We start from the raw sequence: 13,163 nt of genomic DNA on the forward strand, positions 1-13,163 counted from the left end.
CTGCTGGATGCGGCGGCCCGGTAGAGGGACCGGGCGGCATGTGCCGCCCGGTGCTTTGCGGTCAGTAAGACGACTTGCACTCAGGCGTCTCACGGCTTGGGAGGCCGATCTTTGCAAAGACTTCAGGATCGATGCCAAGGGTCTGCGGCACGTTTTCCTTGATCGCAACCAGCTTGGTCACAAGCGTACCGTCTTCCTGCTCGGCGACCTCGGACACGAAGTTCGCGCCGACGGCCTGACGGTTGCCGTCAAGCGTGATCTTGCCGTTCGGGGCATCGAGTTCCAGGTTGGCGAGGCAACTGCGGAATTTTGCTTGTCCGTCGGACAGATCGCCACCGACTTCATCGAGGCAGGTCATCGCCGCGGTTGTCGCGTTGTAGTACCCGGTTGCCAGAAGCGACGGGCTCGGGAACCGCTGATCCGGCGGGAACGCATCCTGATAGGCCTTCACATAGGTCTTCCAGTTCGCGTCATCCCAGGTGTCGGCCTGCGGTCCGGCGGACGGCGTTCCGATAAGCGCGTTCTTGGCGTCGCCCTTGGAGTTCAGGACCGTGCCATCCACCATGATGGAACCGCCGATCAGGTTGGCGTCACCGCCAGCCTGCTGGTACTGGTTCAGGAAGTTGACCGCATCGCCGCCGCCGAGACCGAGATAGATCGCATCCACGTCATCGGGAAGCGATGCAATGATCGAGCCGAAATCCTTCGTTCCGAGCGGAACCCAGAAACGTTCGGTGATCTCGCCACCGGCCTGGCAGTATTCCAGCGCAAAACCGAAGACCTGCGTGTAGATGAAGGAATAGTCCTCGCCGATCGTCGCGACGGTTTCCCAGCCCTTTTCATTGAAGACATAGTCGCCAAGACCCGCGGACCACTGCGCCCCGTCCGTGTTGAAACGGAAGAAATTGTCGGACGGCGTCACGTAGGTGGTTTCCTGCGCACCGGAGATGCCGTTCAGGAACGTGACCTGAGGCTGGGTTTTCGAATAATCCCGGATCGCGATGCCTTCGGAACCGGAGAGCGGACCGATCACGAGATCGACCTTGTCCTGTTCGACCAGTTTGCGCGCGCCGCGCACGGCGCTGTCCGGCGATGCGTCCGTCGACTGAATGATCAGCTCGATGTCACGGCCACCCGCCTTTGGGCCGCGCACGGCCATTGCCGTCTTGAGACCGCGAACACCGTCCTCGCCGAGAACCGTATAAGTGCCTTCAAGCGTCGCAAGGACGCCAACCTTCAAGGGACCATCCGCCGCAAAAGCTGCGCCGGTTGAAAGAAATGCAGCCGCGGAGACAGCGGCCAGGAGATGCTTCTTCATCCGTTCCTCCCAACGAATACTGAGCCGCTTTTGATCGCATGCGAGGCCGGAACTGGTGTCAATTGCGACCGCCAATTGCGTCTACGGCAATGCGCCTAGCATGCGTCAGGCAGGAGTTTCCAACTATCTCGGAGAGTACGGGTGATATAACGCACAGTCTGTTTTTGGGGCTTTAATCACCTCCCGGAACTTGCTTGTTTCCAGTCAACGGCGGACCCGCGCAATGGCACCCCGCGGCATTTTGAGCATGTCCCGGTCAGGTTAAGCGGACTTCCAACGCACAAGCAGACGTGAAGTATTGATGCAGATCTCAAAGACCGACGGCTCCCGATGGATCGAGAGCCGCCATGTTTCTTCCGGCCAAGTTGACGATGAAAACGGGTCAGGCCGCGCGTAGCCGGCTGAGGAAGTCATCGATCTTGTGATCAAGGTCCTCGGCCTGTGTCGACAATTGTTCGGCCGCCGTCAGGACTTCGCTTGCAGCTGAACCTGTTTTCTCAACCGACATCTGGACAACGGAGATGTTGTTGGCAACGTCCTGGGTTCCGACAGCTGCCTCCTGCGCGTTGCGCGAGATCTCCTGTGTCGACGAGTTCTGCTGCTGTATCGCCGAAGCGATTGACGCGGACGTCTCGGAAATCTGGGTGATCACGGCCCGGATCTCATCAATCGACTGAACGGAAGTATTGGTCGCCGCCTGCATTGCGTTGACCTGTTCTTCAATGTCGCTTGTCGCCTTGGCGGTCTGGCTCGCCAGCGATTTGACCTCGGAAGCGACAACGGCAAAGCCTTTGCCCGCCTCACCTGCTCTCGCGGCCTCGATGGTCGCGTTGAGCGCAAGAAGGTTGGTCTGTTCTGCGATGTCGTTGATCATGCTGACGACCGTGCCGACGTTTTGCGCCATGTCGGCGAGCGCCTTCATGGTTTCGGTGGCGCCGCTGCTGGTTGTCTCCGCGTTCGAGGCCACATCGAGCGCCGTGTCGACCTGACGGCTGATTTCCGCGATCGAGCTGGACATTTCTTCTGAAGCCGCGGCAACAGTCTGCACGTTGGCCGATGCCTCTTCCGTCGCCCCGGCGACCGAGGTCGATTTGTGGCTGGCGTCATCGGAAATCTGCGTCATGTTCTGAGCGGTGTCGCGCATCTGAACGGCCGCACCCGCGATCGACTGAACGACGGCCTTCACGGCATCCTCCAGATCGTCCGCCATTTGTATCTGCGCCTGCCGTTTTTCTTCGGCCGCGCGCAACTCGGCTTCTTTCTGTTCTTCTTCCAGGCGCTCTTTCTCGATCGCGTTGTCCTTGAACACCTGGACCGCGCCTGCCATGGCACCGATCTCGTCCTTGCGCTCTGCGCCCGGAACCTCCGTCGTCGTATCGCCTTCTGCCAGACGTTTCATGGCTGCGGTCATTGTGTTGAGCGGATTTGCGATGCCCGATCCGATGATCCAGGCAAGCAAACCGCTGACCAGGAGTGCAAACACCGTGCAGGCGATAACGATCGTATTTGTCGTGCTGACGGTTTGTTCCTTCGTGTCGAGACGCGCCGTCATGAGGGTGCGCTCCTCGGCCTGGAAGGTTGCCATCACTTCACGAAACGCATCGAAATACTGTTTGCCCTGCGCCTGACCGACAAGATCGGCCATGTCGTCCATCGTTTTTGCATTTCCGATTTCGCGCCGGAGAGCAATTGTCGGCTCGGTCACGTCGGCCTGCCAGTCTTTCAGCGTCGTATCGATTTCACCCAGGAGTTTAACCTGTGCCGGGTTGTCGCTGACCGTTTGCTGCAAATCGGCAACGGATGCGTAGAACTTCTTGGCGCCATTGTTGTACGGCCCCAAGAATTCCTCCTTGCCTGCCAACAGATATCCGCGCATGCCGGTTTCCATATCAACCGCATAGGCCAAAATCTGGTTCGCCTGACCGATCACCTTGTAGGTGTGCGAAACCCAGGCTTCGTTCTGCTCCATCTGCTTGAGCGCGGCCTCGCTGGCCTCGCGCGCCGCAGTTGCTGCTGCATAGCGTTCCTGGATCAGAGCCCGTTCGATCTCCTCAAACTCTGCCATGGTTTTGCGGAAGGCGTCGAAGAAGGCCTTGCCCTCCTTTTGCTGGACTTTTTCGATCACATCCGTCATTGGCCGCACCCCGGCAGTCACATGGCGGCGCATCCCTATGACCGGCTCCGCAACGCGGATGAGCCATTCGGTCATCTGGTTTTCCGCTGTCTGAAGCCGCTCGACCTGGGGCGGATTGTCGCTCACGGTCTCTTTCAGGGCGTCAATCTCGGGAAAGAGCGCATTCTGCCCGCCCGTGTAGGGCTCAAGAAACTCGTCTTCTCCACCGATCAGAAAACCACGCATTCCGGTTTCCATGTCGACCGCATGACCGACGATGTTGGCGCTTGAGGCCAGCACCTTGTTGGTGTGCTCGACCCAATCCATTGCGGCAATCAACTCGCCCTTGGCCTCACCGACGCGCTCCTTTGCCGCCGTGAAGTCCTTGCGCCGCTGTTTCAGAAGCTCTTCCTCACGCGCGATGAAAGTGGCGATTTTCTCGCGAAAACCATCAAAATACGTCTTGCCGCGCGCTTCACCAACGAGTTTGGCCATGTCGTTCATGGTTTTTGCATCACCGATCGTGCGGCGCAGTTCGATCGTCGGCTCCGTAACGTTCGCCTGCCAATTTTGAAGTATGGCCACGGCTTCGGCCAGCCGCTCCACCTGGGCCGGATTGTCGCTGACGGTGTTCTGAAGCTTCTCGAGCTCGCTGTAAGTATTTGCCTCGCCCTGCCTGTATGGATCAAGAAACTCGTCCTTGCCGGCAAGCAGGTAACCGCGCATGCCCGTTTCCATGTTGACCGCCGACGATACGATCCCGGAAGCGTCGGAAAGCACATTGTGGGTGTGCTGCACCCATTTGTCCGTGCGAACAATTTGCCCGATCGACCAGTAGACAGTCGCGCTCAAAACAACCAGAAGCGCGATTGGAAAGGCAAAGCCGATGAAGACTTTCGATCTTGTCTTGATATTCTTGAGGCGCATGGTCTGTCTCCGATTCGCGCACGGCGCTAACACACTCCGGCAAATCTGCGCGCCATAATTTAACGCCAAGTAAACCCTAAATTTAGCACGTGAAAATAAATCCATCGGAGGTTGAGGAGCCATACACAACCCAACTATCGCAGGACGTGAACCCGTCAGATTTAACACGTACCATCTAAGGGGGTGGGAGCGATTACTTGCGATCGCGGAGGAGCGAAACTTCAAATTAGACAATTATCACATGTACTTAATTGAAAATTGGACCGGCAGCCTGTTCCAGGATTTATTTTGCAAACAAAAAAATACGCAAATTCCCTTAGAATATCTCCCAAGGGGCTATGTCCAGGCTATTTGTCTTATGAAACGGCGCCATCGTCCTGCGACACTGTCCGTCTCACGGACGCGGCTCGCGTCAGCACGAGCCGCCGCACGAAGGCGGCGACGAACACCAGGGTCAGGATCAAAATGATGGTCGGTGCAGGCGCGCTGTCGAGAAAGAAACTGGCGTAGGTGCCTGCAAGCATGGACGACATGCAGACAAGAACAGACACCCAAAGCATGGCGCCGAAGGTCCTCACCATCAGGAAGGCAATTGCCCCAGGCGCGATCAAAAGGCCGATGGCGAGGATAAGGCCTGCCGCCGAAAGGGTGGCCACGATGGTGAGCGAAAGCGCCGCCAGAAGCCCGTAGTGCAGCAGGTTGACCGGCAGACCGGACGCCTTCGCCTGGGCCGCATCGAAGCTGTGCAGGACGAGGTCCTTCCATTTCAGAACGAGCGCTGCGCCCACCACGAGCGCGATGATCCCGGCCGTGGCGAGATCCGCTGTTCCGACGCCGAGCATGTTGCCGAAAAGGATGTGATCGAGATGCGCGTCGGTTTCGATGGCCACGTAAAGCACGATACCAAGGCCGAACATGCCCGAGAATACCACGCCCATCACCGTGTCCTGCTTTACCCGGCTGTTGCCCGCCAGATACCCGGTTGCAAGCGCACACATCATACCGGCGGCAAACGCACCGATCAGAAGCGGAATACCGAAGATATAGGCAACGACGATACCGGGCAGGATGGCATGGCTCACCGCATCGCCCATCAGGGCCCAGCCCCTCATGACCAGAAAACAGGATAGCAGCGCAGTCGGCACCGAGACGATGATGCAGATCAGGAAGGCGTTCTGCATGAAGGGAAAGCGGAACGGCAACGAAAGCGCCTCGAGATCCATCAGCCGGCCTCCCCGCTCTTTGCCGTAACTGTGTCAGGCCCGCCCTCACGCAAGGCAGCGGCAGCCTTGCGCCGTGCAGCCAGCAGGCCGTGCTTGGGCGCGAACAGGAAGACGATCAGAAAGATGAGCGTCTGCAGTGTCACGATGATGCCGCCGGTCGCCCCATCCAGAAAGTAGCTGACATATGCACCGATAAAGCTCGTCAGCGCCCCGATCGCAACGGAGAGCGCGATCAGGCGCGGGAAGCGATCACACAGAAGATAGGCGGTGGCACCGGGCGTCACCACCATGGCGATCACCAGAAACGCACCCACGGTCTGCATCGCGGCAACGACCGACGCGGACAGCAGCACAAAAAAGACGGCCTTCAGAAGACCGGGTTTCAGGCCAATGGAGCGGGCGTGGTTCTCGTCGAAGAACGTCACCATCAGGTCTTTCCACTTCGCCAGCAAAACCGCCAGCGAGACAAAACCGATGATCGCCAGCTGGAGGGTGTCTTCCGGCGTGATCGCCAGAATGTTGCCCATCGTGATTGTCTGGATCGACACCGACATCGGGTTCACGGACACAATGAACAGACCGAGGCCGAAAAAGGACGTGAAGATCAACCCGATGATCACATCCGCTTTCAATCCGGAACGCTCTGAAAGGAACAGCATGGCCCCTGCTGCCAGCCCGCCTGCGAGAAACGCACCCAGAGAAAACGGCAGACCGAGAACGTAGGCCCCGGCGACACCCGGCACCACCGAATGCGACAGAGCATCGCCGATGAGAGACCAGCCTTTCAGCATCAGATAGGCGGACAGAAAGGCGCAGACGCCGCCGACCAGCGCTGAAACCCACATGGCATTGACCATGTAGTTGTAAGAGAAAGGCTCCAGCAGGATCGCCATTACTGCCTTCCGTCCGTGGTCTGGACTTCGTCGCCATATTGCACGAACGGGCGCTCGTCGTCGGTCAGGATCGTCACCTTGCGCTGATCGCCATCCGTATGCAGCGTTTCGTCCGAAATCGTGAAATGGCGCAAAACGCCGCCGAAGGCCTGCTCCAGGTTTTCGCGCGTGAATGTCGTTTGCGTCGCTCCATAGGCCAGCACGGTTCCCTTCACCAGGACCGTGCGGTCGCAGAATTCAGGAACGGATCCGAGATTGTGCGTGGAAACAAGCATCACCCGCCCCTCGTCCCGGAGTTCCTTCAAAAGGGCGACGATCTGCTCTTCGGTCTTGACGTCCACGCCCGTAAACGGCTCGTCGAGAAGGATCACCTGGCCGTCCTGTGCCAATGCACGGGCCAGAAAGACGCGCTTGCGCTGGCCGCCGGACAATTCGCCGATCTGGCGGTGGCGATAGTCCTGCATGTTGACCCGTTGGAGCGCCTGGTCGACAGCGGCGTGATCGGCCGGCTTCGGCCGGCGCAAGAACCCCATGTGGCCATAGCGGCCCATCATCACGACGTCCTCGACCAGCACCGGAAAGGACCAGTCGACTTCCTCTGACTGCGGGACGTAGGCAACCAGGTTCCGTTTCAGCGCGTCGCGCACCGGGAGATCGAGAATACGGATCTCGCCCTGCGCGGCGGGGACGAACCCCATGATGGCCTTGAAGAGCGTCGATTTGCCTGCCCCGTTCACACCGACCAGAGCCGTGACCGTGCCTTTGGGTATTGAGAAGCTGGCATTCCACAACGCCGTATGACCGTTACGATACGTAACGGTCACATCTTTTGCGGAAAGTCCACCGGCGTCCGTTGACACGGTCGCGTCCATTTCGGGGTCCTTGACGATTTGCAGCACGGGTCACCCCATTAAAGAGTACTCTTTACAACATAACAATCGGGCGGCGGCCGCCCGCCCGGCAGCGATCAGTTCGCCGCCGACTTCAATCCTTCGGCGACGGTGGTTGCGGTCACCTTCAGGAGATCGAGATAGGTCGGGACCTTGCCACCGGCCTCGCTCAGGGAATCCACATAGAGCTCGCCGCCGTAGCTTGCACCTGTTTCCCGCGCGACCTGCTTCGCCGGCGCTGTGTTTACCGTGCTTTCACAGAAGACAACCGGGATCTCGTTTTCCCTGACACCGTCGATCACGGATCTCACCTGCTGCGGGGTGCCGACCTGATCGGCATTCATCGGCCAGAGATAAAGTTCCTTCATGCCGAAATCCCTGGCGAGATAGCTGAATGCGCCTTCACAGGTAACCAGCCAGCGCTGCGCTTCGGGAATTTCAGCCACCGCCTCGCGCAGCGGTTCGATGGTCGCCCGCAGCTTGTCCTTGTAGACTTCCGCATTCTTCTCGTAAGTCGCGGCGTTTTCCGGGTCCTGGGCAGAGAAGGCGGCAACGATGTTGTCGATATAGACCAGCGCGTTGTCGAGACCCATCCAGGCATGCGGGTTTGGCTTGCCCTCGTAAGCCCCGGACCTGATGGCGATCGGATCAATGCCATCGGTCAGCGTCGCGGAAGGAATATCACCGAGATTGGACAGGAACTGCTCGAACCAGAGTTCCAGGTTCATGCCGTTCCAGAGGATCAGGTCGGCATCCGACGCCCGCACGATGTCCTGTGGCGTTGGCTGGTAGCCGTGGATTTCAGCGCCCGGCTTTGTGATCGACACGACCTCGGCGGCCTCGCCTGCCACGTTGCTGGCGATATCGGCAATCACGGTGAAGGTGGTTGCCACCTTCATCTTGTCTGCCGCCTGCGCCACCGGCGACAACATCAGGGCAAGCGCGGTCACCGGCACGGCGAGGATTGACCTCTTGAGCATTTCGGACTCCAAACAGGGATTTCGTTTCGTCTTCTGCAATTGATATTGCAAATCATTTGCAACTGTCAAGCCAGTTGCGAATTATTCTCAATAAAAAGGCATCGACAGACGGAACCTGGGTTACGGACCCATAAATGAAGTCAATTTGGTTTGGATCGTTTTGACCAACTGTGAGGAGCGAAAGCGCAGGAAATGTGGTTCATTTTCAAGCCTTTCGCGACGCAGCAGATTGCCAAAACGGCCAAATCCGAAGGACGGCAAAATGGCTTCATTTTTGAGTCCGTCCCCTAGCGCCGGGCTGGAAAATGGAAAGCCTGAGGATAGAATAGGAAGCAAGGCCGCGCTTAGAGGGCGTAGATCACTTCAGCTGCGCGGACGGCGGCAGATGCCCTGTTCTCCACGCCGAGTTTGACGAAGATCTGCTCCAGATGCTTGTTGACCGTGCGGGGTGAGAGCCCGAGGATCTCGCCGATGTCCTTGTTGGACTTGCCCTTGGCAATCCAGATCAGCACCTCGGCTTCGCGTTGTGTCAGCTCGAACCTTTCCTGCAGCGCCCTGATCTGGCCGGCTTCGTCTTCGGCGGTCACGCGAAAGAGGTTCTCGTCCGGTCCGACCCGGCCGAGCGGATGCAGCTGGACGGCGAGAGTATCGGACAGTTCAAGCATGAAACTCTTGTGGTATGCGCCGGACGGTTCGGAGGCTGCAAGCCATTCCCCAAGCGACTTGCCGAGTTTTGCAAGGCGTGCCTCGGCATCTCCGGCCTGCGCCAGGAGGGACCGGATCTGCGGCGTTGACCAGAGGATTGCGCCGGCGGCATTGACCGCAACGAGATGGCGCCCGGCAGCGTCCAATGCCACGTGGGCGCTCTGCACCGAACGTGCATTCTTGAGGTGAACCTTGATGCGCGCCTTCAGTTCGTCGACATCGATCGGCTTGGTCAGGAAATCGACGCCGCCTGATTCCAGCGCCTTGACGATGTGCTCGGTTTCCGACAGCCCCGTCATGAAGATCACGGGAACATGCTTCAGGGCCGGGTTGTCCTTGATTTTCCCGCAGGTCTCGAAGCCGTCGAGGCCCGGCATCACCGCATCCATCAAAATCGTGTCGGGCGTCACCTTGTCACAAATTGCCAGCGCCGCCTCCCCGCTGGTCGCAACCAGGACGGCAACGTCGGTCCTTTTCAGCGCCTCGGTCACAAAACCCAGCGTCTCCGGGCTGTCGTCCACCACAAGGACGGTATCGCGGCGGTCATCCGTCATTGGTTTCCAGTTCGCTCAAAACGTCGTTATAGGCGTCAAAATCAAACCGGTTGAGATGACCATGAAGCGTTTCGACAAGGGGTTTGTTTTCGGGCGTGTCCGCAAGCTCGGCAAGCTTAGCCTCGATGCCCTCCACATATCCGATTTCCGCAAGCGAGATCAGATCCGCGACATGCTTTGCACCGGGTGAGCGCAGCCGCGCCGTTTTCGCCGGTTCCGGTTCGTCCGGCTGAACGGTTTCCGTCCAGGTCAGACCCAGATGTTTCTGCAAGAGGTCCAGGAGCTGGCCGATATCGAACGGTTTGGCCAGTGTCGCATCGTGACGCGACGGGCCGTCGGGTCGAAGGGACTGGTCGCCGATGTTTGCCGACAACATGACGATCGGTGTGTGATCATCTTTTTCGCGCAGAGCGTCCGCCAGTTCCCAGCCGTTCATGCCCGGCATCAAGATGTCGACGAGGTAAAGATCCGGCGCCAGATTGGCCAGTGTCGACAGGCATTCGGAGCCGTTTCCGGCCTCCAGAACCGTAAACCCGATCGGCTTCAGGATCTCGTTCACCAGTGCGCGATGGTCGGGATTGTCGTCTATGACGGCAATGGTTCTGCGTGCGCCCTTGTAGCCCCTCACCTGATGCTCGAGACGAACGATATCGACGGGCCGGTCGACCGCAGCCAGCATAAGCCGGACTTCAAAGGCCGCCCCCTCCCCCGGCTCACTTGAAAGCGCGATGGCCCCGCCCATGGTTTCCGTCAAGAGTTTGGTGATGGTCAAACCGAGGCCAAGTCCGGGGGCTGACCGGCTCGCGGGTGTTTTGCTGCGGCCGAACGGTTCGAAGATCTTTGTCTGCTCGTTGAGTTCGATACCCGGTCCGGTGTCCTTGATGACAAAGCTGGCAACCTGTGAGCGGTAGCCGACAGCGAGCGAGACTTTTCCGGTCTCGGTGAACTTGATGGCGTTGGACAGAAGATTGACAAGGATCTGCCGCAGGCGCTTTTCGTCTGTTCTGACGAAGACCGGCAAGTTGGGGGCGGCCTTGAACTCAAACCCCAGGCCCTTTGCGCTCGCCTGCATTTGAAACATGTCGACGATCTGGTCGAGGAAGTCGTGAATGTTGATTTCGTTGGAGTAGATTTGCAGACGTCCCGCCTCGATGCGCGATATGTCCAGCAGCCCGTCGATCAGTCCGGAGAGATGCTCGGCGCTGCGGCGGATCGTGCTGACGGCCGGCTTGCGGGCAGTCGGCACACTGTCATCCCGTTCCAGCACCTGTGCATAGCCAAGAACGGCATTCAGCGGTGTCCTGAGTTCATGGCTGAGGCCGACAACATACCGGCTTTTGGCGAGGTTCGCCGCCTCGGCATCTTCCTTGGCCTTTTGCAGTGCGGCGTCGGTAACGCCGTGTGCATCGATTTCCTTTTGCAGGAGCGCGTTCTGGCGCGCGGATTCTTCTTCTGCGACCCGGCGCGTGTCATGGGCAAGTACAAGGAACCAGCAGGCAATCCCCGCAACAATGGTGAACACGAAGAAAATCAGGGTGATCGTCTGGGCAATGATGCCGGTCGGGTCTCCAAACCGGCTGACAGCCTGGGCATAAATCACCCACAGGACGAGGCCTATGCCGGTGATAGAGACGGCGGACGCCATGGCGTAGCGGCCCAGACGCGAATTCAGGTATTCGATCACGGTTTCCGGCAGCACCAGGGAGGCGACGCTGCCGACCTGATGCGCAACGCGGGCATTGGGTTTGCAGGAATCGTGACACCTCGCGTCCAGCGAACAGCACAGGGAACAGATCGGCGCCTGATAGGCCGGGCAATAGGCCATGTCTTCCGGCTCGAACGGGTTTTCGCAAATCGAACAGGCAATGCTCGTTTTACCCTGCCAGCTCGCGCGCGGCTTGCGCGCCAGATAGTATTTTCCCTTCGTTGCATAGGCGATCAATGGCGCTGCCACAAAGGCAATCGCCATTGCCAGGAAAGTGGCGAGCGCAGCAGGGACCTCACCGAACTGACCGAAATGCGCCGCAAGGGACAGCCCCGCCGCCAGCAGCATTGCACCGGTGCCGACGGGATTGATGTCGTAAAGGTGCGCCCGCTTGAACTCGATACCGGGTGGCGACAAGCCAAGCGGCTTGTTGATGAAGAGGTCCGCGGATATCGCCGACAGCCAGGCCATCGCGATGATTGAAAAGATACCGAGTGTTTCCTCAAGCAGCTTGTAGATGCCGAGTTCCATCAGGAGCAGGGCGATGCCGACATTGAACACCAGCCAGACCACGCGCCCGGGATGCGAATGCGTCAGCCTGGAAAAGAAATTCGACCAGGCAAGCGACCCGGCATAGGCGTTCATGACATTGATCTTGAGCTGGGCAACAACCACAAAGGCAGCCATCAGCAACAGCACCACGGTCTCGTTGGGGATCATGTAACCGAAGGCAACGGTGTACATGCGCGATGGCTCGTCGGCGTGCTCCACGGGCACGCCATGCGACAGCACCAGGACGGCAAGGAAGGAGCCGGCGATCATCTTCGGCGCGCCGAGCACCACCCAGCCCGGCCCCGCGAGGAAAAGCGCAAGCCTGTGCCGCCGGCGCGCGAAATCCTCCGCCGGCAGAAACCGCAGGAAATCGACCTGCTCGCCGATCTGCGCCATCAGGGCAAGGATGACGGCGGTTGCCGCGCCGAAGCTGATCAGGTTGACGCTTTCCCATCCTCCCGGCTCCGTTCTGGGAGCCTGGGTCGCCGGATCGATGCCTGAAAATGTCAGCCATTGCCCGACGGACTGCCAGTCCGTGAAGGCGATGAAGACGAAGGGCAGAATGTTCAGCACGATCCAGAACGGCTGCGTTGCAAGCTGGAACCGGCTGATCCAGGTAATGCCGTGCGTCACCAGTGGAATCACCGCGACGGCACTGATGATGTACCCCAGCCAGAGAGGCACCCCGAATGCAAACTCGAGCGCGCTCGACATGATCGAGGCTTCAATGGCGAACAGAATGAAGGTGAAACTGGCATAGATCAGCGACGTTATGGTCGATCCGATATAGCCGAAGCCCGCGCCGCGGGTCAGAAGGTCGATATCGACACCGTAGCGCATGGCATAGCGGCTGATCGGCAAGCCGACGATGAGAAGAACCAGGCTTCCCACCAGAATTGCGACGAATGCGTTCGCCGTCCCGTGCGACAGCGTGATCGCACCGCCGATGGCTTCCAGCGCCAGAAACGAAATCGCGCCGATCGCTGTCTGTGAAATGGCGCGTGAGGAAAACCGGCGCGCGCCCTTTGCCGTGAAGCGCAGGGCGTAATCCTCAAGCGTCTGGTTGTTGACCCATTTGTTGTACTGTCGGCGAATGGGCAATATGCGCTGGCGGGCCGTCAAAGTGCCTTCCCTGCCCTGCTTTTGGCCATATGCCTATTTTTTCGGCAGAACAGCGCCTGCATTGCCCCAACTTTCCCTGTTTTCAGTCCAAGGCGACTTACACAGCACATTTCATGCCGACCGGCCGCCGGCCATGCCGGATCGGCCGGAAGCGGCTTACGTCAATTGACGTATGTTGCGG

The 13,163-nt window shown here is 59.1% G+C and carries 8 protein-coding genes; all 8 read right to left on the reverse strand.

Annotation, left to right across the window (positions count from 1 at the left end; translation table 11 throughout):
- Nucleotides 1-61: 61 nt before the first annotated feature.
- Nucleotides 62-1,318 (reverse strand): ABC transporter substrate-binding protein, encoded by a 1,257-nt coding sequence (locus RBB49_RS00485; protein ID WP_306140677.1) that lies wholly within the window; start codon nucleotides 1,316-1,318, stop codon nucleotides 62-64.
- Between the two features lie 382 nt (nucleotides 1,319-1,700).
- On the reverse strand, nucleotides 1,701-4,358 hold the full coding sequence (locus RBB49_RS00490; RefSeq protein ID WP_306140678.1) for a CHASE3 domain-containing protein: 2,658 nt from the start codon (nucleotides 4,356-4,358) through the stop codon (nucleotides 1,701-1,703).
- Between the two features lie 356 nt (nucleotides 4,359-4,714).
- Nucleotides 4,715-5,581, reverse strand: a complete 867-nt coding sequence (locus tag RBB49_RS00495; RefSeq protein ID WP_306140679.1) for a metal ABC transporter permease — start codon at nucleotides 5,579-5,581, stop codon at nucleotides 4,715-4,717.
- Nucleotides 5,581-6,474, reverse strand: a complete 894-nt coding sequence (locus tag RBB49_RS00500) for a metal ABC transporter permease (RefSeq protein WP_306140680.1) — start codon at nucleotides 6,472-6,474, stop codon at nucleotides 5,581-5,583. The genes RBB49_RS00495 and RBB49_RS00500 overlap by 1 nt, the downstream gene beginning before the upstream one ends.
- Nucleotides 6,474-7,346: a manganese/iron ABC transporter ATP-binding protein gene (locus tag RBB49_RS00505; protein ID WP_306141337.1), complete on the reverse strand. Its 873-nt coding sequence runs from the start codon at nucleotides 7,344-7,346 to the stop codon at nucleotides 6,474-6,476. The genes RBB49_RS00500 and RBB49_RS00505 overlap by 1 nt, the downstream gene beginning before the upstream one ends.
- 95 nt (nucleotides 7,347-7,441) lie before the next feature.
- The gene (locus RBB49_RS00510) at nucleotides 7,442-8,344 is read right to left on the reverse strand and encodes a metal ABC transporter substrate-binding protein (RefSeq protein ID WP_306140681.1); all 903 of its coding nucleotides are present in this window, start codon (nucleotides 8,342-8,344) and stop codon (nucleotides 7,442-7,444) included.
- 344 nt (nucleotides 8,345-8,688) lie between these two features.
- Nucleotides 8,689-9,603, reverse strand: coding sequence for a DNA-binding response regulator (locus RBB49_RS00515; protein WP_306140683.1), 915 nt, complete (start codon nucleotides 9,601-9,603; stop codon nucleotides 8,689-8,691).
- Nucleotides 9,593-12,982, reverse strand: a complete 3,390-nt coding sequence (locus RBB49_RS00520) for an ATP-binding protein (RefSeq protein ID WP_306140684.1) — start codon at nucleotides 12,980-12,982, stop codon at nucleotides 9,593-9,595. The genes RBB49_RS00515 and RBB49_RS00520 overlap by 11 nt, the downstream gene beginning before the upstream one ends.
- Between the last annotated feature and the right edge of the window lie 181 nt (nucleotides 12,983-13,163).

The sequence above is a fragment of the Roseibium sp. MMSF_3412 genome (assembly GCF_030733265.1).
GTDB lineage: Bacteria > Pseudomonadota > Alphaproteobacteria > Rhizobiales > Stappiaceae > Roseibium.